Below are 21,888 nucleotides of genomic sequence, written 5' to 3' on the forward strand. Positions count from 1 at the left end.
AATGTTTACTTGATTTATTGAATAATTTATTTTTTCTTTGTACTTTGAAAATATTTATATCGACTATGAAAAAACTAAAGTTGTTTTCATTAATAGCATTAAGTTCTACACTTGCATTAACCAGCTGTGGCGGATCAGGAACCAGCAAAGGTGGCGGTACCAAAAAATTTGTCAGCAAAACAGGTTGGAAACCAAACGAAAAACAGGGTTGGTTTTTTGCAGGAAAGCAACAGAAGCAGAAGGGTTGGCCTGGGATGGTATATGTAGAAGGTGGAACTTTTACAATGGGATTAGTGAAAGATGATGTTATGCACGATTGGAATAACACACCTCGCAGAATGCAGGTAAGTTCATTCTTTATCGGTGAAACTGAAATTACTAACTACGAATACCGCGAATACCTTACATGGTTGAAGTATGTATTCCCACCAAGTGACCCGAGTTTTAAGGAGATCTATAACGGTGCTTTACCGGATACCTTATTATGGGACAACAAATTAGCAAGAAACGATTATAACGAAACGTATTTACGTTCTCCGGAATTTGATTACTATCCGGTAGTAGGAGTTTCCTGGACTCAGGCAAACAGATACTGTGAATGGCTGTCAGACAGAGCGAACGAAAAAGCTTTGATGCAGGCAGGTGTTATTGCTAAGGATTTGTATATCAACGAATCCAACAACCAGGGAGGTACTGCTTTCAACATGGATAAATTCAAAGCGAATGATCCTGAAATGCAAGGATATATCAATGAGAAAAGAATGCAGCAAAAAACTGGTATGAAAACAACCAACCAGAGATTGCTTGCAGCTAACAGAGCTCCAAATTCTGCAATGGTACAGAAGTTCAGACTTCCTACTGAAGTAGAATGGGAATATGCAGCTCTTGGTATGGCTAAAAACAGAGAATATAACCAATATCTGGGTAAAAAACCTGAAATCGAAAGATTAAGAGGTACTAAAGGAAGAGACAGAGGAATGTTCCTTGAAAACTTCAAAATGGGTAAAGGTGACTATTCTGGTATCGCTGGATGGAAGAATGACGGATCTGCTCAGACTTCTGACGTAAGACAATATCCATCTAACGATTTAGGGATCTATGGAATGTACGGAAACGTTTCTGAATGGACGGCTGACGTTTACAGACCTATTATCGATGAAGATTACAACGACTTCAACTACTATAGAGGAAACATGCCTCAGGCGATCGTAAGAAACGGTGACGGTACTTACAAAATGATCGACGAAGGTACTATCAAATATGACACTTTAGCTGACGGAAGATTAGTTTACAGAGGTCTTCCTGGACAGTTCGAAAGACAAACTATCGCTGACTACAGAAACTACAGAGATGGTGACAGACAGTCTTCTTTAGAATATTACAGAGCTTCTGATTCTGCTGCAGGATTCGATATGTACAATGCTCCTAAGAAAAGCTTTGTTGTAGATGGAACAGGTAGAGTGAAGTTACAAAAAGATACTAAAGACAGAACTTCCGGAATTTCTAACGAGGTTAGAGTGGTAAAAGGTGGTTCTTGGCAGGATACAGCTTACTGGTTGGATCCGGGACAAAGAAGATATAAAAATCAAAACAGAGCTTATGGTTGGGTAGGATTCCGTGTTGCACAGGATGCTAAAGCCAGCGATAAGAGTAGAACTAGAAGATAATATTTATCAAAAAATACTTATAAAAAACCTTCCGAACTTTCGGAAGGTTTTTTTATTTTTGACTCGTGAAATCGCTTGGACTAAAAAGTCTAAAACGCTTATATAGATTTGGCGATTGCATGCGATTTTTTTAAAAAAGATATATATCCAAATGAATATAGAACAGTTTTATCCTTTATTTCTGCAGGCAGCAAAAGTAACCATTGACAGCAGAAAAATAGCAGAGAATGATATTTTCTTTGCCTTTTCCGGTGAGAATTTCAATGCAGCTACGCTGGCAGAAAAAGCCATTGATGACGGAGCTTTGGCAGTGATTGTTGAACTTCCGGAATTTGAAAACAAAGATAAAAATATTTTCTATGTTCCATCTACTCTTGAGTTTTTACAACAGCTGGCAATCTATCATAGAAGCAAACTTACTATTCCTTTTATAGGACTTACGGGAAGTAATGGAAAGACAACGACCAAAGAGTTGATTCATGCGGTCCTTTCTGAAAAATTTAATGTTCAGTATACTGCTGGAAATCTGAATAATCATATCGGAGTTCCGTTGACCATCCTTTCCATTAAACCGGAACATGAAATGGCTGTGATTGAAATGGGAGCTAATCATCAGAAAGAAATTGAATTTCTGTGTACCATTTCACAACCTGATTTCGGATATATTACCAATTTTGGAAAAGCTCATTTGGAAGGATTCGGAGGTTTTGAGGGAGTAATCAAAGGAAAGTCTGAACTCTATGATTATCTTAAAAACAATAACAGAAGTATTGTTGTTAATGAAAACGATCCTATCCAGGCTGAAAAAACTGAAAACTATTCTCCTAAAATTACTTTTGGAAAAGAGACATCAGACTACAATTTTGAATCGTTTTCCGCAGAACATTTTGTAGGATTGACGTATCAGGGAGTAAAAGCGGTTTCAAAACTGACAGGAGAGTATAATTTTACCAATCTTTGTGCAGCTACCAGTTTAGGACTTCATTTCGGAATCAGCTTTGAAAAAATAAAACATGCGTTGGAACTTTACACCCCAACAAATATGAGATCTCAGGTGGTGAAAAAAGAGGGGAGAACTTTGGTTCTGGATACGTATAATGCCAATCCAAGTTCTATGAGTGCTTCTTTGAATAATTTCATCAGTTTTGAAGGGAGTAAAACCATTATTATTGGTGATATGCTGGAATTAGGTGATGAAAGTGAAAAAGAGCATCAGAACATCTTAAAACTGGCTCAGGACCTTCATTTCAATGAGATTATTACTGTTGGAAAACATTTTAAAGCTGTAAATGCTTCAGACCTTGCTTTTGAAAATACAGCAGAATTAACAGACTATTTAAAACAGAATAAAATTCAGTCCGAAAACATATTGTTAAAAGGGTCCAGAGGAATTGCCCTGGAGAAATTGATCGACTTTATTTAAAGTAAGGAAGCTGGAGGCTGGGAGAGGGAAGTTCTTGAAGACAAGCAACGAGTATTCTCTTTTTATATCATTTTATAAATTTTCATTGTTAAAATGATCACCAGAAAACGAGGGTTGCTGGATCGTAACTTCCAGCTTCACTCTTCCAACTTCCAGCCTTCATATTTATTTCTTCGAATCCCAGAATTCTTTTACGATCAGTTTGATATTTTTAAAAGTACTCGGGAACACTTCATTTTCAATTTCTGATGTCGTTTTCCAGGCAACTTCGGTGATACCTTCTTCTATTTGCGGTTTGGAAGTATCTTCGCCGTCAAAATTCATTTCAAACCAATGCGTACATTTTAAGATTTTCTCTCCATTTCTTTCTACATAGATATGGTAAGTGGTATTGATGAATTGTACAAGTTCAACATTGCTTAAACCTGTTTCTTCCTCTATTTCTCTTACGGCAGACTCTTCTCTGGATTCTCCTTTTTCCATTTTACCCTTAGGAAGATCCCATTTACCCAGTCTTTTGATGAAAAGAATTTTACCTTCAGGATTATTAACAAGACCTCCTGCAGCTTCTATAATTCTGAAAAGCTTTTGAAACTCCTGCCAGATTTCTTCCAAATTCTCTCCATACACATTCAGTTCCTGCACAGAAGTATTCTCCAAAAGATCCAATGCGATCTCTAAAGTTGTATAATTTTCATATCCAAGCTTTTTTTCAAGTTCTTCAGGATGCTTAGATAGTAATAATTTTTTTTCGTTGACAAAAACTTTATACATTTGTAATAGTTAAGAATTTAAATACAAAAATAAAAAATGAATTTAGAAGGACGAAAGATTATTGTCAATAAATCATCTAAAGAACTTACCGAGTTGCTGAAATCTCCTGAAAATTATAAAGATTTTATGCCGGATGGTCTTCAGAAATTTGAAACAAGAGATAACGGATTTAAATTTGGATTACAGGGAATGCCTGAAATCGCATTAAAAATAGATGAAGTAGATGATCAGAAAGCTGTTTTAAGATCTGCAAGTTCAAGCCTTGATTTCTCATTAACTGCTACATTGAACCCAATCAGTGAAAATCAGACTGAGGTTCAGATGTTATTTGAAGGAAAATTCAATCCATTCATCAAGATGATGGTTGAAAAACCTTTACAGAACTTTATCAATACGCTTACCGATAAAATCGAAGCTTATAAATAATAAAAACCTTCATTTTGAAGGTTTTTTTATTTTTACAGGAAAGTTGGTGAAAATAAGACAGGCAACCTATAGCTTACCTGTTTTAAATTATTTTATTAACAAACCTATCTCTTCCAGTAATAATAGCTTTGACAGGTTCAGCCTGACAGCGCTTAAAAATTTCGGTTGGTATTCGACTTGTCACCCTGAACCTTTCGAAGGGTGCTCAATAAGAAAACCTTTGTTAATTATTAATCTTGAGTATTAATTAAAAGGATAACTCAATTATTTTATTATAATTTTCTTTGTCAATATCCTTTAATAATGGAAACCAACATTTTTGAAACATGCCCGAGGATTACTCTTCCTCATTTCTACATATTTCAACATTTCCACCTTTCATGATAAATCTGTATCCGAAAGGTATTGCCAGATATTTTAAAATATCAGGACGGGCGAAAGCAACACGATAAAAGTGAACCATTTTCAATGATTTAATATCGTCATTATAGTCGTCTGTAATAAGATACCAACCACTTTCGTCCTGAGGCGAATCATATCTGATTCCTTCAATATCCTTTCTTTCATAAACTCCATCTGAAATAACAACTGACTGATTGAAGTTGGGAAAAAGAGGAATAAGATTTTGCTGCCAACATATTTCACTTTGTTCTCTAACAGCTGAAATGGCTGTCTCACAACCTCTATTAAAGCCACTGCCGTCAACGTTTGCTTCATATAGATCATAGCAGTTATCTTCATCCAACCTGAATTGTAAAAGCCATGAATAATAGCCAATATTTTGGCTGTCCATAATCACAGGATTAGTATCTACACAGTAGTTAATCAGATATTTGAGAACTTCTAAGTAATCTTCAGTTTTTTGGTTGCCTGTGTGTAACTTCAATTCTTTCCCGATAATCAAAAAAAGTCCTTCAGTACATAAATTCTTATCATTTGACCTTATTGTGATATTCCTAAAGTGATAAAGAAGACCATTTTTATTCTCCATGGGTATATTTGACCACTTTTTTTGTTTTGATATTTACTTCTGCATAGGCAACTCCACCTATTTTCGGTGGTGATGGAAAATTTCCCTGTACAATCCAAATACTGTCGTTTTTCCTTTCTGTAACAAATGGTTTTTGCTTATTTATTGCTGAGTTACCATAAACTTGCTTCCATTTCTTTTCAGCTATGGAAATTGCGATTTCTTTATTCATTAGGGGCTTTTCTCCTTTATATGTATTACTCTCTTTACAACTTGTCACTGAAATTAATGCCATAAGAATACAATACTTCATTGAATAATTTATTTAACAAAAGATAGGAAAAAACTACTGTAGTTGAACAGTGGTTTATGTAATAAGTTCTTTTGACAAATTAAGTATAGCCCAAGGGATACCAAATACCTCTAAAATTAGGAGGCAGAATATTTGATAATATAAGCTTGTCAAATCCCCTGCTAGCGCACGAATCCTTTCGTGTAATTTAGTTTAAAACTATAGATCAGAGAATCAGATTGAATTCCTAAAAACTTTTGTTTTTAATGATCTTATATTTTTAAAAGAAGTTCTTTATTATTCTGAATTCATATATCAACATAACAAATAATAAATACTGAATTAGTAGAATAAGTTCCACACGAAGGGATTCATGCGGGAGCGAAGGGAAATTCAATCCATTCATCAAAATGATGGTTGAAAAGCCTTTACAGAACTTTATCAATACGCTTACCGATAAAATCGAAGCTTATAAATAATAAAAACCTTCATTTTGAAGGTTTTTTTATTTTTATATGTGAGAAGTTTCTTAAGCAATAACTCCTGATGAATGATCCTCAGTACTTCCAGTCGCAGAAGACAACACATTGATCTCTTTATTCATTTTTAAAACACCCATAAAGGCAAAAATCAAGGCTTCCTTATAATCGATGATCTCTTTTTCGGGAATGATCACTTCGGCTTGTGTTTTCGTTCTTATTTTTTCAATTAAAAACGTGTTGTAAGCACCTCCACCAGTGATAAGGATGTCTTTTATATTGTATTCATTGATAACATTGGCGATCTGCTGGGCAGCATGTTCTGTAAAAGTAGCCAGCGCATCTACTATTTCAATATGTTCAAGAAGCGGAAATATATATTGATGGCACCATTCTATTCCCAAAGATTTTGGATGTGAAATTTGATAGAACTCCAAAGCGTTAAGTTGGTTCAGTAAAGTTTCATCTGTTTTTCCTTTTGCTGCCAATGCTCCGTTTTCATCAAAATTTTTATGAAGCTGTTGAGCCAAATGGTTCAGAACAATATTTACCGGAGCGATATCAAAAGCAATTCTTTTTCCTTCTGAACGTAAAGAAATATTGGAAAATCCGCCCAGATTCAGACAGGCACTGTATTTTGAGAAAAGTAATTCATCTCCTATAGGAACCAGAGGAGCTCCGTTTCCTTTCATCAAGACATCCTGACTTCTGAAATCATAGATAACAGGTAATCCGGTTTCCAGTTTTATCGCTCTGCCGTCGCCGATTTGTAGTGTGAATTTTTTTTGAGGCTGATGAAAAACTGTATGGCCATGAGATGCAATCAGGTTGATATTTTCAAGCTGATGTTGATGAATAAATTTTTTAACCTGTTGCCCAAGATAAAAGCCATACGCTGAATGCAGTTCCAATAAATCTTCAGAAGAAAGATGAATAGAATTTCTAAGTTGAGTTTCCCAATCCTCAGAATAGGAGAGTGTTTCGGCTTTCAGGATTTGAAAGGTCCATGTATCTTGCTTTTCAAATTCAGCGAGACAGATATCCAAACCATCCAGGCTTGTCCCGGACATCAACCCAATAGCCAGCACTTTCATTATTTTTTGGATTTATTTTTTATTTTCAGAAATTCTTTTGGAACTGAAATCTCCGGAGTTGTTATAGAATGTGTATTCGGAAAAATCATCCTTGGCAGTCATTCCATTTGCTCCTACCAGTGTAGAACCGTCTTCCATCGTTACATATACCGTATCTTTGGTATAGATTCTGTTTTTTCGTTGATCCCAATAAATACTCTGCATAGCAAATCTCTGTCCTTCATTGGTTTTTATTCTTACATCACCTTTGGCTTCGTAGAATTTTTTGTATTCAAAAATACGGGCGTATTTAGCCGTAATTCTTCCTGGAACTTTAGGTTTCTTTTTATCAAAAAACTCAATGTCAATTCCTTTTCTGGCTACTACATACGGACTGTCAATCAACTCATATTTTTCAATGATCGGTGCTTTGGCTTTTAAAGTAATAAAGCCTGAATCACGCTGTATAATATTAGCGTTGTTGATGATCTGTGAAGGAAAGTTTTTGCTTTGATTGCCGTTTCTTTTGGTAAGATCTTCCTCACAGGATGTCAATATAAAAAATATAGCACAACTAAAAAGGCATGCTATATTTTTATATGATATTTTTTTTGAAAAGTTCATTTTAGTTATAAAGTGCCTTTCTGAACCACTTATCAGCAAAATTAAAGCCGATTCTCAGATTGACGAAATTCTGGTTGATCAGGTTGTTTTGAAGAGTTCCTCTCTTACCAACTTCTAACCCAATTTCAAGACCACTCATTCTGGTGATACTACTGTTTTTGAACGGAAGCATAACTCCGGCAGAAATACCGAATTTGTTGATACTGTTCCCCTCCAGATTTAAATTTCCTCTTTCATAAAATGCTCCATATCTGTAGATTACTCTTGAGAAGTAGCTTCTGAAGTTGTTATAGTTGGGAAGGTACCATCCCCCTGCAGAAATTCTGTAGGTATCCTGGAAACTGAAATCTTTACCGAAATAAGAGATATCTTCTCCTTTTTTATAATCTACCTGTCCTGATACAAACCAATGGTTCTCACTTCCGTATCCAACCCCTAAGGATGCCTGTAATGGAAGAAGATTCTTGGACTTCGTTTCTTTTTGTTCGATGATTGTTTCTGATCCGGCAACTTTAGAAGTCTCCTGAGCATCAGAATATCTGTAAGTACTGTTGGTGTACTGAGTAGTCATATTACTTGTATTACCAAAAGTAGCCGTAGCTCCTACTGTAAATTTCTTATCAGTACGTGTATTTAAAGTCTGGTAACTTGTACCCAGTGTGAAATTAAAGTTTCTGATTCTGTTTTTAGTCTCATATCCATTAACATATTCACCTAAATAAGTACCAAGATAGCTGTTATAGGCACGGAATTCATTAAGGTCATTAAGATCTCCAAAATAAAGGTTAGCTTTTGCCCCTACGGATAATTCCTGATTGATTTTATAAGAAACAGCAAGTTGTGCCGTGTTCAAAGTTCCGCTTCCTTTGAAATTATTTTTATAAAGAGGAGTCGTGTTATCACTGGCAAACTGCTCCGTTACGATGTCGTAGCTTTTAGAACTGTATGGCTGATAAGAGATCCCCATTTTCACTTTTGAAGATAATGGAAAGGCAATCGAAATATTGGAAAGATACGTAGAATGCTTTGTAGATTTCATATCGTTATAGTTCGATTTGAAATAATTGTTTTCGTTGGTAGCTTCCAGTCTGATACTCGTAAGTTCAAAATTGGCGTTGTTTGCCGGGTTGGCAAAATTGAAACTACTGGTAAAATCACTAATAAAAGCAGTAGATATACCTCCCATAGAAGTAGTTTCGATCGTATTATCATATTTCACATCTCCAATTCCATAAGTTGCATAAGGAGAGTTGCTTAGACTCTGTGCATTCAGAAAATATCCAACTGATATGAATGATACTACAAAGATTTTTTTCATTCTTTATTTTTAAAACAATGCGCAAATATCTTAAATATTAATGAATTGTAAAAATTATATGTGGTTAAAGTTTGTTAAGGGCTTTTCTTTACAAGAAAAATGCAAATTTTCTGTAATAAAAATATCAATTCTGTTTTGCAAAAAAGACTGTTCTATGATGAACAGTCTCGGTTTATATGAATAAGCATTTATACACTTATTTTACCTGAAGAACAGAACGGCTGTGGCTGAAACACTCAAAACTGAATTTTCCGTGATATTTTCCCATTCCCGAAGTTCCTACTCCTCCAAATGGTAAATAGTGTGAACCCACGTGGATAATAGCACTATTGATTTCCGCATCTCCGCTTGTAGTATGGTTTAAAACATAATCGGCAAATTCCTGATCTTCTGTGAAAACATATAATGCCAACGGCTTAGGACGATTATTGATTTCTTCCAATGCTTCCTCAATATCATTATAGGTCATAACAGGAAGAATAGGACCAAAAATCTCTTGCTGCATTACCTGATCATCCCAAGTCACATTATCCATTAAAGAGGCTTCAAAGTGACGGGTTTCAAGATCATAATTTCCTCCGTAAATCACCTTTTCCGGCGCTGCTTCAAGGTAACCTGCAAGGTGTTTAATTTGGTTCTGACTTACAATCTTCCCGATTTTTCCCAAAGAATTACCTTCATAAGTGGCATTTAAATGAGCTTTGAATTTTTCTATAAAAGCATCTTTTACAGATTCATGGATATAAATATAGTCAGGAGCCACACAGGTTTGTCCGCAATTAATCCATTTTCCGTATGATATTCTGGCTACCGCTTTATCAAGATCTGCATCCTTATGAACAATCGTAGGAGATTTCCCTCCAAGTTCCAGCGTAACCGGAATTAATTGTTCTGCAGCGGCTTTCATGACAATTTTTCCAACATTGGGGCTTCCTGTAAAGAAAATATAATCAAAAGGAAGGCTTAATAATAAGGTGTTTTCTTCAATGGCACCCTGAATAACGGCTACATAGGATTCGTCAAATGATTCTTTGACAATATCTTCAAGAACCTGCGCAACATGTGGTGTATTCTCAGAAGGTTTTATGATCGCTGTATTTCCAGAGATTAAAGCTCCGATAAGCGGGCTGAACGTCAATTGAACTGGATAGTTGAAAGGGCCTATAATATAGGTAACTCCATAAGGTTGATAGGTTATTTTGCTCTCAACTTCAGCGCCTGAAGGATGTGGTTTTGAAGGGACAGAAGTAGGCTTTGCCCATTCATCGATGTTTTCCAGCAAATAATCAAGCTCGCTGATCACTATTTGAATCTCCACATATTCTGCTTCCTTTCTGCTTTTCCCCAGATCTGTAGCCAAAGCGTCACAAAGTGCATCGGTATGCTGTAGAAAAACTTCTCGGAATTTTTTTAATTGTGCTTTTCTGAATTCAATATCTTTAGTCTGATTGGTTTTGAAAAAGGCTTTCTGCTGTTGAAATATGCCCTTAATTTTTTGTTCCAGGTTGGTATCCATTGGTTTACAATTTTAATATTTGAAATTGGTGTGAAATGGTAATAAATTTACGAATAATTTCACTTGGCAAATGTATTGCTTAAAATTAAATTGTGTAAAATTTAATTTTATGTTTTACTCTAATCCTATTATTGATATTACCTATAATATAATATGACGCATTTCTTTCTAAACTTTTATTTTGAACAATTAAGATTCTATGAAGGTGTTAAGAGTATTAAGATAAGCTTCGCTTTAAGTTTAAAATCAGAATGATTCATCTTAATTATTCTTTATTTCTTCAAGCCTTCTTAATGGTTTTATTACATCCTACATTTTTATAGATTTAAGAAACTCAAAATGGATGATCTATATTTTTATCCATTTTAAGCAGACTTAATTTTATGAAATGAAATAAGATTTTTTATCTTTGAAACATGAATTGGGAGAACATCGCCGGACAGACGAATCTGAAAAAACTTCTTAGAGAAAGCATTGCTGAAAACAGAGTGAGCCATGCCCAACTTTTTGTAGGAAAAGAGGGATACGGAACACTGCCTATGGTTTTGGCTTATGCACGGGAAATTTTCAGTCAGGAAAATGAACATGCTGCTGCGAAGGTAGAACACCTCAATCATCTGGATCTGCATTTCAGTTTTCCGGTTTTTACAGACAATAAAAACTCATTAAGCAAGAATAAATTTGATGAGTTCAGAGAAATGATCCTAGCTTCCCCTTATGCAAGCTATGACGACTGGACTGCTTTTTTAGAATCAGAGAATAAACAGTTATTTATTTCTGCGGATGAGGTGGATGACCAGAATCAGAAGTTCTCTTTAAAAAGTTATGAAGGAGGAACCAAAATTCTTATCGTCTGGAGAGCAGATAAAATGAATATTGCCGCTTCCAATAAGTTTTTGAAATTCTTGGAGGAACCACCAGCAAAAACAGTCATTCTTCTTACAGCTGAAAGTACAAACGACATTCTTCCTACTATTCTTTCCAGAACACAGATTGTTGAAATTCCGAGAATTAATGATGAGGATATTGAAAATCATCTTAAAAAGAATTTCTCTGTTTCTGAAGAAAAAGTAAGAGAGATTGTTCATGAAGCTCAGGGAGATCTCAATGATGCTATAAAACTGCTGAATTCAGGAGATAAAAGCAATGAGTTTGAAAAGCTTTTTGTACAATGGGTGAGAGATGCATTTATGGTTAAAAAGAAACCGGAATATCTCAGAAGCATTATTGTCTGGGCAAGAGAAATTGCAGGATGGAACAGGGAGAAACAGAAGAACTTTCTTAATTATTGTTCTGAGATTTTCAGACTGGCATTGCTTCAGAACTATCAATCAGAGAATCTGGTATATAAAAAGATTAATGCAAACGGTTTCAATTGGGCCGGCTTTTCAAAATTTATCAGTGGGGCTAATATTGAGAGTATTTTAGAAGAAATTAATACAGCCGATCTTCATCTGACCCGAAACGGAAATCCTAAAATTGTCTGGACGGATCTGGGAATAAAATTATCAAGATATATTCACAAAAGCACATAAATAAATCTCCGGTTACAGCCGGAGTTTTTTGTTTTTTGATGTCAGGAAATGGTTATCATATTGCCTCCACTTTCCCTCTTTTTTTATACATACTTCAATATTAAATGGTCAGAAAATTGAAAATTATCATGAATTTTTTTCCTGAATATTAAATAAACATGAACTTTTCTTGAGTTATATTTCACTCAAAACAGCCTTTAATGCGGTTTCAGCATCTATTATAGAAACTGTCTTTTCTTTACAATAAATTAAATCTATATTAAAAAATCAATCAATCGTTTGATTTTATTTGAAACTTATGTACATTTGCGCCCTGAAAAATGAACACTAACATGATTTCAAAAGAAGAAAATATATTATTCGCGGCCGAGAAGCTTTTTGCTGAAAAGGGGTTTGAAGGAACTTCTACCAGAGAAATTGCAAAAGAGGCAAGTGTAAATATCTCTATGATCTCATATTATTTTGGCTCTAAGGAAAAACTCTATGAGAAATTAGTGGAATACAGAATGAATGAAGGTCAGTTTTTTTCAAAAGATCTTTTGGGAAGAACCGATATCAACGAGTGGCAGAAGATTGAAAAAGTAATTGATCAGTTTTCTAATAAGATCAGAACTCAAAAATGCTTTTACAGGATTATGCAGAGAGAGCAGTTGCATACTCAGAATCCTCAGATTGTAGAATTTTTGAAGCAGATCAAAATGGGATTCCTTTCTATGTATTCCCAAATACTGGAAAGCGGCCTTAAAAATGGAATTTTCACCAAAAATCCTCCAATTTATCTCCTTCATTCCACCGTGAGCGGAACTTTATTTTATGCATTCAATGCAAAAGAAATGTATAAAGAGTTCCTGAATGAAACAGAAGATGAAGAAGCTTTTGATGAAAAATATTACACAGAACTTAATAAACATATTAAATATTTACTAAAAGACCTTTTAGGTTATGAAGAGAATAAATAACTCAGTGATTGCATTATCACTATTCGTAGGAATAGCAAATGTAAATGCTCAGGAGAAAAAAACACTTTCTCTTGACGAGGCCGTGCAGCTGGGAATCCAGAACAGCAAGAATCTCAAGATCGATGCAGCCAAGATCGAAGAGGCTACAGCTGACCTTTTGGAAGCTAAAAACAGACAACTACCGGAATTAAAAGTGTCAGGTAGCTATATGTACCTTCCGATAAAGCCAAATGTTGATATCAAACTTCCCGGTCTTTCAGGAGGGGCAGGAGGTCCTGAAGTACATCAGGTACTTTATGGTTCAGCTAATCTTAGCGTTCCGATTTACAGTGGGGGAAGAATCAAATATGGGATTCAATCCGCAAAATATCTGGTAGAAGCTTCTAAACTAAGCACTGAGAATGATAAAATTGCCATTGCTTATAACGTTGCCCAGGCTTATAATAACTTGTTTAAAGCGAACCAGTCTATCAAAGTTTTTGAAGAAAACCTTGCCGCTTCTCAAAAAAGAGATGAAACCTTCCTTAAAATGGAAAACAATGGTTTGATCGCGAGAAATGACAGATTAAAGGCGAACCTTCAGACTTCAAATATTGAACTTCAGCTATTGGAAGCTAAGAATAACTACAATATTGCCAACATCAATATGGATCTTTTATTAGGTCTTCCTGAAACTACAGAACTTACTGTAGATGAAAATTATATTGAAGAAGGATCAGACGTAAAACCTGTTGATTTTTATGTTACCGAAGCCAGAGAAAACCGTAAAGATTTACAGGCGTTGGCACAACAGAGAAAAGCAGCAGAATTAGGTTCAAAAGCAGCAAAAGCAGAAAATCTTCCTTCCATCGCATTTACAGGAGGTTATGTAGCGGCAGATATTCCTAAGTTTCTTACCGTATACAATGCGGTTAATGTAGGGATTGGGGTTTCTTATAACTTATCCAACCTGTGGAAAGAAAATTCTTCATTGAGACAGTCGCAGGCAAGAGAAAAACAGCTTGCTGCTACCGATGAATTATTGAATGATAACATTAAGCTTGATGTGAACAGAGAATACCAAAACACAGACTACTCCAAAAAGAGAATCGTTGTTTTCGAAAAATCTGCTGAGCAGGCTAATGAAAATTACAGAATAACAAAAAATAAATACGATAACGGTCTTGCAACCATGACAGAATTACTGGATGCAGACGCGGCACAGATTGCGGCCAACGTTGGAGTGATCAATGCTAAGGCAGATGCTGCGTTGGCATATAGAAAACTATTACAGACAACAGGAACTTTAACAATTAAATAATCAGATCGAAACCAAAATGGAAAATAATAATACACAGGCAGCTGAACCTAAAAAGAAAAAAAGTTTAGTTTTTCCTATCATTTTAGCAGCAGTAGTAATCGGAGGAGGAATCTACGGTTACAGAGCCTTTACTTATGGACAGTATCATGAAGAGACAGACGATGCTCAGATTGCTTCCAATATGGCACCGGTAATTTCTAAAATATCTGGCTATGTAGCTCAGGTAAAAGTAAAAGACAACCAGTTTGTAAAGAAAGGAGATACTTTGGTGATTTTGGATAACAGAGATCAGAAAATGGCTCTTGATCAGGCTCAGGCAGCATTATCTACCGCTAAAAGTAATATCTCCAATGCAGAAGCTACTACCACAGCAACTTCAAAAAATATCGGCTCTTCTGAAGCAGCGGTAGTTACTGCTAATGCTCAGATAGAAGCAGCAAAAGTAAATGTTTGGAAAACTTCTCAGGATTTGAAGAGATATGCTAATCTTGTAAAAGACCATTCTATCACAGAACAACAGTATGAGCAGGCTTTGGCTGCAAAACAATCTGCAGACAGACAGTTACAGGTTTTAGTGGACCAGAGAAATCAAATTGCTCAGCAAACTCACATCGCTTCTTCTCAAACGGCTGCAAGCTCACAACAAATCAGTGTGGCAGGATCTGTTGCTAAACAAAGAGAAGTAGATGTGGAAAATGCAAAACTGAACTTATCATATACTGTAATCCTTGCACCTGAAGACGGATACGTAGGAAAAGTGCCTACACAGGCAGGTCAGTATCTGCAGGCTGGGGCACAGTTGTTTGCTTTGGTTAAAAACGATCAGAAATGGGTGGTAGCTAACTTTAAGGAAACGCAGGTAGATAAAATGGTAGAAGGGCAGAAAGTGAAAATTGAGATTGATGCCTTCCCTGATAAAGAATTTGAAGGTGTAGTAAGCTCATTCTCTCCGGCTACAGGAGCTACTTTCTCTATTCTTCCTCCGGATAATGCGAGTGGTAACTTCGTAAAAGTAGTTCAGAGACTTCCTGTAAAAATTGATTTTGTAAATCTTGATAAAGATATTGCCAAAAGACTGAGAACAGGAATGAACGTGAAAGCAGAGGTTGCTTTGAAATAGTATTGATGTACTTACGTGAAATGTATTCATGATGAATTGAAAATCATTAATACATCCTACATTTTACATTAATACAAATATTCGAATAAAAATTATGCAAGATTCATTAGTAGAATATGGAGCGCGTAGAGTAATCATTACGATTACGGCTATCCTTTGTGCCCTTCTTGAAATTGTAGATTCCACGATTGTCAATGTTGCCTTGAATGAAATGAAGGGGAATCTTGGATCTACACTTTCTGAAGTGGGTTGGGTAATTACGGCTTATGCCATTGGTAACGTAATTATAGTACCAATGACGAGCTGGCTTTCCCAGCAGTTTGGGCGTAGAAATTACTTTGCAGCATCCATCATTATATTTACCATATTTTCATTTTTATGTGGAAATGCGACCAATATCTGGGAACTCGTGTTCTTCAGATTGATGCAGGGAATCGGTGGGGGAGCCTTATTGGTAACTTCACAAACGATCATTACGGAATCTTATCCGATTGAAAAAAGAAGTATGGCTCAGGCGATTTATGGTCTGGGAGTAATTATCGGTCCTACCTTAGGTCCGCCTCTTGGAGGGTATATCGTTGATAATTTCAGCTGGCCATATATTTTCTATATTAATATTCCGATTGGGATTGCAGCAACATTGATGACACTGCAGTTTGTAAGAAGTCCGAAATATGCTGAAAAACGTAAAGTCTCAGATGTTGACTGGATTGGGATTGCTTTATTGGCAGTAACAGTAGGTTCACTACAGTTCATTCTTGAGAGAGGTCATGAAGAAGACTGGTTTGCAAGCGGAATGATTGTAGCGTTTACAGTAGCTGCTGTGTTAGGATTTATCTTATTCCTTTGGAGGGAGCTTACCTTTAAATATCCGATCGTTGAGCTCAGGGTACTTAAAAATAGCAATCTAAGAATCGGAACCATGATGTCATTCGTGCTTGGATTCGGGCTTTATGGTTCTACATTCATCGTTCCTCTTTATACTCAGAGTATTTTGGGATGGACGGCACTTCAGTCAGGAGCATTGATGATTCCAGCTGCATTAACGACGGCTTTCATGATGCCTATCATTGGTAGATTGCTGGCAAAAGGAGCAAAACAACAGATTCTGGTTTCATTAGGACTCTTTATCTTCTTCGTTTATAGTTTCTGGGGATACAAAATTCTGACACCGGATACCAGTAAAGAAGCTTTCTTCTGGATGCTGATTGTAAGAGGAGCAGGTTTAGGATTGTTATTTATTCCAATCACCTCTTTGTCATTAAGTACATTGAAAGGGCAGGAGATTGGTCAGGGAGCAGCTTTTACAGGGATGATGAGACAGCTGGGAGGATCTTTCGGGATTGCAGCGATTACAACCTTTATTGCCAATGCAGGCCAGAAATACAGGAATAACTTAATTTCCCATCTGGACGAAAACAGTTTTGATGTACAGCAAAGACTAGCAGCTCTTAAAGCCAATTTTGTAGCAAAAGGAATGACCCCTGATGCTGCAATGAATGCCGCTTATAAAATGCTCGACCTATCTGTAACGAAGCAGGCCACTGTTTTGTCTTACATGGATGTCTTTCTTTACCTTGGAATCATATTCCTGATATGTATTCCGTTTATCTTACTCGTAAAAGAGCGAAAGAGCAAAGAAAAAATAGATTTGAGTGAAGCCATGCACTAAATTTTAAATAAAAAAACCTTCGAGATTTTCGAAGGTTTTTTTATGCTGTTTCTGATGTAAAATAGTAAAAGCCAATAACTTTTAGTTTTCATTTTATTAAACAAAAAATAATATCACTTATTGGAGAGTTTATTTATTTTTTCTAGCTTTACAGTACCAAATGAAAAGATATGAATAGATTCCCTAATCTCTCAACAATCCTTTCAAAAAGGATCTGCCGGAATACTGTGCCGGATTTTTATCTGAACATCAGTTATTAAAATCAATTCGCCGAATAGTTTTTTACTTTGTTTTTATATCCTATAATGACAAAATTCCAGATGGATAAATGGGGCTTTTTTCTTCATGATTGTACTTAACCATGAACTAATAACAGTAATAACTTATTAACTATGAATCAAATTCAACTTCCGAAAACCTACGTGGCATTATCCGATTTCAGAAAAAACGATATCTATCTCCCTGAAATGAATCAGGCTCAGATTATTGCAGATTTCTTTCCCGGAACTTTTACAGAGCTTACCCAGCGCCTGTCTGATATTACAGGAGCTTTTTATGGAGGTATGCTCAAACAGATCGGAAAACTTTACGGGCCAGAAGCTATAGAACAGCTTTCCAGTACTTTTATGTACGACCTCGGATCAAGAATGACCTTAAAAAATCTTGAAACAAAACCTAATCTGCAGCCCGGAATTCCAGCTGTGGGAAAAATATTAATAGGAGCAGTTTTTACATCCAGTCCCGAATATAATTTTGAATTTAAAGAATTAAATGACTATAAATGCGAATTGCTCATTAAAGGCGTAGACCGTTACCATAAAATCACTCATAGCCTGCAAATTGCGGGACTGTTGAAATGGCCAGTCATAAAACCTTTTATACAGGGTATTTGCGACACTATGGGACTGGATGTTTTACTTGAAGTAAAAGTACTCAAGCTTGATCCGGATAGCTCATGCAGTTATCATGTTCTGGTTTCAGAAAAGTAACATCAAATATGAATTAAAGCGGACTTTAGTCCGCTTTTTTGTGTAAATGAATATCAATGGTTTATAAAGCATCTCGCAGATTCTGCAGATTTTAATTGTAACAGAATTATAATCGTAGAGAAAAAATTCAATAGAAATGGGCTATAATCCAGAGCATAACCAGAAAGGTTACGAACGTTAGTTCAAGAAGGAAGCCCGTTCACAAAAGAAAAATATTTTCCAACGGCTTTAGTCAAAACATAAAACGTTAAAATAATAAGCTCCAATCCCCGAACCCCGTATCTCAAGTCCCGAATCCCAAACCTTATTCAATCTTCTCTATCCATTCAATACCACTTACATCAATCAGTTTCAGGGTATGAATTTCATTTTTTTCAAAAATATCATCAATATTCAGAGTAACATCAGCTTTTGCTCCCAATGGAATTACCAGACTGTGTTTTCCCGGTTTCACTTTGGCGACATAATGATTCTGTATATTTTCTTGAGGAATTCCGGAGAGTTCTTTATGATCAAGTTCCTTTAAAATCTTTCCGTTTTTGTCGAGAACATGAATACCTATCAGAAAAGAACCATACACATCAGCACCTTCTGTTCTGTAGATTTCAAATGTAAGCTTCGAATTATTATGGGAGATATTTGAAATCTCTAGTTTAGGTTTTACTGATTTATTATGCAGTGTTCCCCATACACCTCCATGAAAATATTGATTGGTAAAAAGGGTCAGTCCGAATATAATCACTGAGCCTGCCAGTACAAGAACCTTAGGGTTTGAAATAGGAAAACTCCCTGATCCAAGCCATTGAAACCATTTTTTCTGGGTGAAACTTTTGTTGTTTTTTATGAAATAATAGTCCAGAGAATAAGATCCGCTTCCTGTAAGAAAAAGAACAAATCCGCCTGCAGCACCTAAAACACCAATCTGCCATTCATCAAGACAAGTCGTTCCCAGCCAGCCGGAACCTAGTAAAATTCCAAGGGCAAGACTGAAGATGCCAATACTCATTAAACGTGTAAATAATCCGAGGATGATGAATAAACCTACAATGGCTTCGATAATGGTAAAAATCATCATAGAGCGTTGCAGAGCATCGGGATGAGTCACCAGATATTCAATAATAGGTTTTATTCCCAGTGCATTGGGTAAGAAGTGATTGAATTTTTCCCCGATATATCCCTTTTCATCAGGAATAAGTTTGTTTTCGAGGATCAGTCTGCGCCAGAACGCTGAAAAGTAAGTCCATCCGATAACCATGCGGAGGGATAAAGTATATAATCCGGCCAGCTCTGAAGACTGACGGTTTAAGATATGTTTCATTGAAATTAATATTGTATTGTAAAAAACTGATTTTTAATTAGGCTAAAAAAATTAAACCAGATTAAGTTTCAGTCTTTTAAATAAAATATACTTCGGTGGGCTGTTTCCTGTAGAATGCCCTGAGTAGTTATTGAAAGAAATCTTTTTTTCAACAGAATTTCCGGTTGTTGAAGAAAAATCAGAAAAAGAATCTTTGTATTGGCTCTGAGTTTTGTTTTTTGAAACCGAAATTCCGGAAGTAGCTGATGCAGAATCACAACTGAAAGAAAGTGAAGAAGTCGTTTTGATTTTATTCAGCCCGCTTATAAACTGAATGTCAAAAATATCAAGAACATTTCTTTTTACAGAACATGGAGATAATGAAAACACCAGAATAAGCATCGTAATGATCGCTTTATAGGTTTTCATATGGACTCCTGAATTGTGCATGATTACAAAACTACACTTTATTTCAATGTAAGCTTAATAAATTCTAAAAAATCGTTTTGCTGATCAACAAATAAGTAATGGGAACAGTTATCAATGAGTCTGAAATTTTTCTTACCGACAATATTTCTCAGGTCATTCAGCTGTTTCTCAGAAAATATGCCATCATTCTTACCATACACTGCAAAAACGGGAATTCCTTTTTTTCGGATATCTTTTAAAACCGAGGTATTATCCAAATTATTCTGAGGCTCATTTTGATAGAACTTAAGAGGAGAATTAGCGTTTCTTATATTGTTTTTATAAAATTCTCCTTCTTTGTATTTTTTCCTCAGCATTTCACTTTCAGGAGTTGGATGTGGCATATCAAAGAAGTCAAGTTTTCCAGCCATGTCATAACATCTTTTTCTATAAGCAGCAGAATTCTTGTCCAGACTTTCTATCTCTGAAATCTCTTTGATTTGAGTGGAATCATTTTTAAAATGTTCTTTAGCCTGTTTTAAAATATGATCATAGGTTTCCTGTTGGGTAAATAAAGCTCCTGCCAACGTAAGCGTTTTTACTTTCTCAGGAAACTGATCTGTAAATAAAGTTCCGATAATCCCACCAAAACTATGGGCAAGTATATTGGCTTTTTGAAGGTGATAGGTTGTGTAAATATCTTTTAAATCCTCAAAACTTTCTTTGAATGTCATGGTGGCATTCTCATCTTTTGAGCGCCCTTCACCACGCCTGTCGTAAACGATCACATAAAATCCTTTATCAGCAAGCTTCTGAGCGGTAGTTCCTTCAAACAAAGTGGAATTTCCGCTCGGCCCGCCATGGATAAAAATCAAGGGTGGTTTTTGGGGATTTCCATACGCTTTTGAATATAATTTCTGTGCTTTAAAGAACATTGAACATATAATAAAAAGAAGGGAAAACACAGATTTCATGATGTTGTTTTTAAGTTCTCTAAACTACTGAATATTCTGAGAATGGAAGTAGATAAAATGAATAGAATTATGATTACATTTAAAAAATGGAAATCACTACTGACGGACAGTTGTCACAGTTCTGGTTTATTTTTACCCTTTGAAAGTCTTTACTTAAAAACAGAGAAATATGGACACCAATAATTTTGATACCATCGTCAAACGTTCTTTAGACATCAGAGAGAAGTATCATCAGCTGGAAATAAAAAGCAAAGGAAAAGAATGGTCACTGGAAGAAGATACACTTGCTTATCTTACCGATGCCGGATTGGTAGGGCGAAATGTAATGTCCCATCAGAAAACATGGCTGAAGAAAGATTCAGCAGAAGAACTGGAGCATAAATTAGCCGAAAATATCTGGTGGCTGATTGTTCTGGCAGACCGTACAGGAATTAATATTAAAGAAGCAATGGACAAATTTTTAACGAAAACAGAAAATATATTGTAATGAGTTATTGTTTAGCAATAGAAGGAATGCAGCCCGAAAGCAGAAAAGAACTGCACAAAAATTACCATGACAATTATTATGGATATCCTATTCATGATGATAATGAATTGTTTGGAAGACTCATTCTTGAGATTAATCAGGCAGGATTAAGCTGGGAAACGGTTCTGAAAAAAGAAGACAGTTTCAGAAAAGCATATGACCAATTTGATATTCAGAAAATAGCAGATTATACAGAAGAAGACCGCGAAAGATTATTGAGCGATCCGGGAATTATCAGGAATAAGCTAAAAGTAAATGCTGCCATTGAAAATGCTAAAACAATCATTGCATTACAAAAGGAATTTGGTTCTTTTGAAAAATGGCTGGAGCATCATCATCCAATGCCTTTGCAGGAATGGATGAAGCTTTTCAAAAAAACATTCAAATTCACTGGCGGGGAAATTGTAAACGAATTTCTTATGAGTACAGGATATCTGCAAGGCGCTCATCATGAAAGTTGTCCGATTCACTCAAAAGTATTAGCACAAAAGCCTTTGTGGAAGGAGAAAATGGCTAAATAAACTGAGATTCTTACGGAATGACAGA

At 35.6% G+C, this 21,888-nt stretch carries 21 protein-coding genes and 1 pseudogene; 12 read left to right on the forward strand and 10 right to left on the reverse strand.

The features are described from left to right. The first annotated feature begins 65 nt into the window (after nucleotides 1–65). Together gldJ and ACMA47_RS08065 are read left to right on the forward strand one after the other, a co-directional pair. Entirely contained in the window at nucleotides 66–1,667 is a 1,602-nt protein-coding gene (gene gldJ / locus ACMA47_RS08060; protein ID WP_413929381.1) for a gliding motility lipoprotein GldJ, read from the forward strand. 151 nt (nucleotides 1,668–1,818) lie between these two features. Next, a complete protein-coding gene (locus tag ACMA47_RS08065) occupies nucleotides 1,819–3,090 on the forward strand; it encodes a UDP-N-acetylmuramoyl-tripeptide--D-alanyl-D-alanine ligase (protein ID WP_413929382.1) in 1,272 nt (423 codons plus the stop codon). Between the two features lie 165 nt (nucleotides 3,091–3,255). Here ACMA47_RS08065 and ACMA47_RS08070 read toward each other — a convergent pair whose 3' ends face one another. Continuing rightward, nucleotides 3,256–3,864: an NUDIX hydrolase gene (locus ACMA47_RS08070; protein ID WP_413929383.1), complete on the reverse strand. Its 609-nt coding sequence runs from the start codon at nucleotides 3,862–3,864 to the stop codon at nucleotides 3,256–3,258. 36 nt (nucleotides 3,865–3,900) lie between these two features. Here ACMA47_RS08070 and ACMA47_RS08075 point away from each other — a divergent pair, with 36 nt between their 5' ends. After that, a complete protein-coding gene (locus tag ACMA47_RS08075) occupies nucleotides 3,901–4,290 on the forward strand; it encodes a hypothetical protein (RefSeq protein ID WP_034699917.1) in 390 nt (129 codons plus the stop codon). Between the two features lie 337 nt (nucleotides 4,291–4,627). Here the strand turns inward: ACMA47_RS08075 and ACMA47_RS08080 are convergent, their stop codons facing one another. Together ACMA47_RS08080 and ACMA47_RS08085 are read right to left on the reverse strand one after the other, a co-directional pair. Continuing rightward, a complete protein-coding gene (locus ACMA47_RS08080; RefSeq protein WP_413929384.1) occupies nucleotides 4,628–5,176 on the reverse strand; it encodes a hypothetical protein in 549 nt (182 codons plus the stop codon). A 94-nt stretch (nucleotides 5,177–5,270) separates the two neighbouring features. After that, nucleotides 5,271–5,492: an NTF2 fold immunity protein gene (locus tag ACMA47_RS08085; RefSeq protein ID WP_413929385.1), complete on the reverse strand. Its 222-nt coding sequence runs from the start codon at nucleotides 5,490–5,492 to the stop codon at nucleotides 5,271–5,273. A 443-nt stretch (nucleotides 5,493–5,935) separates the two neighbouring features. On the opposite strand from ACMA47_RS08085, the pseudogene ACMA47_RS08090 reads away from it, so the two are divergent. Continuing rightward, nucleotides 5,936–6,031 (forward strand): annotated as a pseudogene (locus ACMA47_RS08090) (SRPBCC family protein); the annotation flags it as partial. A gap of 50 nt (nucleotides 6,032–6,081) precedes the next feature. On the opposite strand, the gene ACMA47_RS08095 reads toward ACMA47_RS08090, so the two are convergent. The 4 genes from ACMA47_RS08095 to mdlD all read right to left on the reverse strand — a co-directional run bounded on the left by ACMA47_RS08095 (nucleotide 6,082) and on the right by mdlD (nucleotide 10,562). Then, nucleotides 6,082–7,125, reverse strand: coding sequence for an anhydro-N-acetylmuramic acid kinase (locus ACMA47_RS08095; RefSeq protein WP_413929386.1), 1,044 nt, complete (start codon nucleotides 7,123–7,125; stop codon nucleotides 6,082–6,084). Nucleotides 7,126–7,137: 12 nt separating this feature from the next. Beyond that, nucleotides 7,138–7,728 carry an LPS export ABC transporter periplasmic protein LptC gene (lptC, locus tag ACMA47_RS08100; RefSeq protein ID WP_413929387.1) on the reverse strand — a complete coding sequence of 197 codons (591 nt, stop codon included), beginning with the start codon at nucleotides 7,726–7,728 and terminating at the stop codon, nucleotides 7,138–7,140. A gap of 1 nt (nucleotide 7,729) precedes the next feature. Next, nucleotides 7,730–9,046, reverse strand: coding sequence for a hypothetical protein (locus ACMA47_RS08105; protein ID WP_413929388.1), 1,317 nt, complete (start codon nucleotides 9,044–9,046; stop codon nucleotides 7,730–7,732). A 196-nt stretch (nucleotides 9,047–9,242) separates the two neighbouring features. Further along, nucleotides 9,243–10,562 (reverse strand): NAD(P)-dependent benzaldehyde dehydrogenase MdlD, encoded by a 1,320-nt coding sequence (mdlD, locus tag ACMA47_RS08110; RefSeq protein WP_413929389.1) that lies wholly within the window; start codon nucleotides 10,560–10,562, stop codon nucleotides 9,243–9,245. Between the two features lie 416 nt (nucleotides 10,563–10,978). Here mdlD and ACMA47_RS08115 point away from each other — a divergent pair, with 416 nt between their 5' ends. The 6 genes from ACMA47_RS08115 (at nucleotide 10,979) to ACMA47_RS08140 (ending at nucleotide 18,137) form a co-directional block, all read left to right on the forward strand. After that, nucleotides 10,979–12,097, forward strand: coding sequence for an ATP-binding protein (locus ACMA47_RS08115; protein WP_413929390.1), 1,119 nt, complete (start codon nucleotides 10,979–10,981; stop codon nucleotides 12,095–12,097). 320 nt (nucleotides 12,098–12,417) lie between these two features. Continuing rightward, complete coding sequence (locus tag ACMA47_RS08120; protein ID WP_413929391.1) at nucleotides 12,418–13,056, forward strand: TetR/AcrR family transcriptional regulator; 639 nt, start codon at nucleotides 12,418–12,420, stop codon at nucleotides 13,054–13,056. Further along, nucleotides 13,040–14,356, forward strand: a complete 1,317-nt coding sequence (locus ACMA47_RS08125; protein WP_413929392.1) for a TolC family protein — start codon at nucleotides 13,040–13,042, stop codon at nucleotides 14,354–14,356. The genes ACMA47_RS08120 and ACMA47_RS08125 overlap by 17 nt, the downstream gene beginning before the upstream one ends. Nucleotides 14,357–14,372: 16 nt before the next feature. Beyond that, on the forward strand, nucleotides 14,373–15,476 hold the full coding sequence (locus ACMA47_RS08130; RefSeq protein ID WP_114819149.1) for an HlyD family secretion protein: 1,104 nt from the start codon (nucleotides 14,373–14,375) through the stop codon (nucleotides 15,474–15,476). Nucleotides 15,477–15,570: 94 nt separating this feature from the next. Next, nucleotides 15,571–17,148 (forward strand): DHA2 family efflux MFS transporter permease subunit, encoded by a 1,578-nt coding sequence (locus tag ACMA47_RS08135; protein ID WP_034699938.1) that lies wholly within the window; start codon nucleotides 15,571–15,573, stop codon nucleotides 17,146–17,148. 392 nt (nucleotides 17,149–17,540) lie between these two features. Beyond that, nucleotides 17,541–18,137, forward strand: coding sequence for a hypothetical protein (locus tag ACMA47_RS08140; RefSeq protein WP_034699942.1), 597 nt, complete (start codon nucleotides 17,541–17,543; stop codon nucleotides 18,135–18,137). Nucleotides 18,138–18,441: 304 nt separating this feature from the next. Here the strand turns inward: ACMA47_RS08140 and ACMA47_RS08145 are convergent, their stop codons facing one another. From ACMA47_RS08145 to ACMA47_RS08155, 3 genes are read right to left on the reverse strand one after another with little or no spacing between them, the layout of a single operon-like run. Beyond that, nucleotides 18,442–19,455, reverse strand: a complete 1,014-nt coding sequence (locus ACMA47_RS08145; RefSeq protein WP_413929393.1) for a TQO small subunit DoxD — start codon at nucleotides 19,453–19,455, stop codon at nucleotides 18,442–18,444. 51 nt (nucleotides 19,456–19,506) lie between these two features. Then, nucleotides 19,507–19,884 (reverse strand): hypothetical protein, encoded by a 378-nt coding sequence (locus ACMA47_RS08150; RefSeq protein ID WP_413929394.1) that lies wholly within the window; start codon nucleotides 19,882–19,884, stop codon nucleotides 19,507–19,509. A gap of 17 nt (nucleotides 19,885–19,901) precedes the next feature. Further along, nucleotides 19,902–20,816, reverse strand: a complete 915-nt coding sequence (locus ACMA47_RS08155) for an alpha/beta hydrolase (RefSeq protein ID WP_413929395.1) — start codon at nucleotides 20,814–20,816, stop codon at nucleotides 19,902–19,904. Nucleotides 20,817–20,985: 169 nt separating this feature from the next. On the opposite strand from ACMA47_RS08155, the gene ACMA47_RS08160 reads away from it, so the two are divergent. Together ACMA47_RS08160 and ACMA47_RS08165 are read left to right on the forward strand one after the other, a co-directional pair. Further along, nucleotides 20,986–21,303, forward strand: a complete 318-nt coding sequence (locus ACMA47_RS08160) for a MazG-like protein (RefSeq protein ID WP_413929396.1) — start codon at nucleotides 20,986–20,988, stop codon at nucleotides 21,301–21,303. Beyond that, complete coding sequence (locus ACMA47_RS08165) at nucleotides 21,303–21,863, forward strand: DNA-3-methyladenine glycosylase I (RefSeq protein WP_413929397.1); 561 nt, start codon at nucleotides 21,303–21,305, stop codon at nucleotides 21,861–21,863. The genes ACMA47_RS08160 and ACMA47_RS08165 overlap by 1 nt, the downstream gene beginning before the upstream one ends. The last annotated feature ends 25 nt before the right edge of the window (nucleotides 21,864–21,888 follow it).

It is taken from the genome of Chryseobacterium sp. T20, from assembly GCF_047345655.1.
In the GTDB taxonomy this organism is placed as follows: domain Bacteria; phylum Bacteroidota; class Bacteroidia; order Flavobacteriales; family Weeksellaceae; genus Chryseobacterium.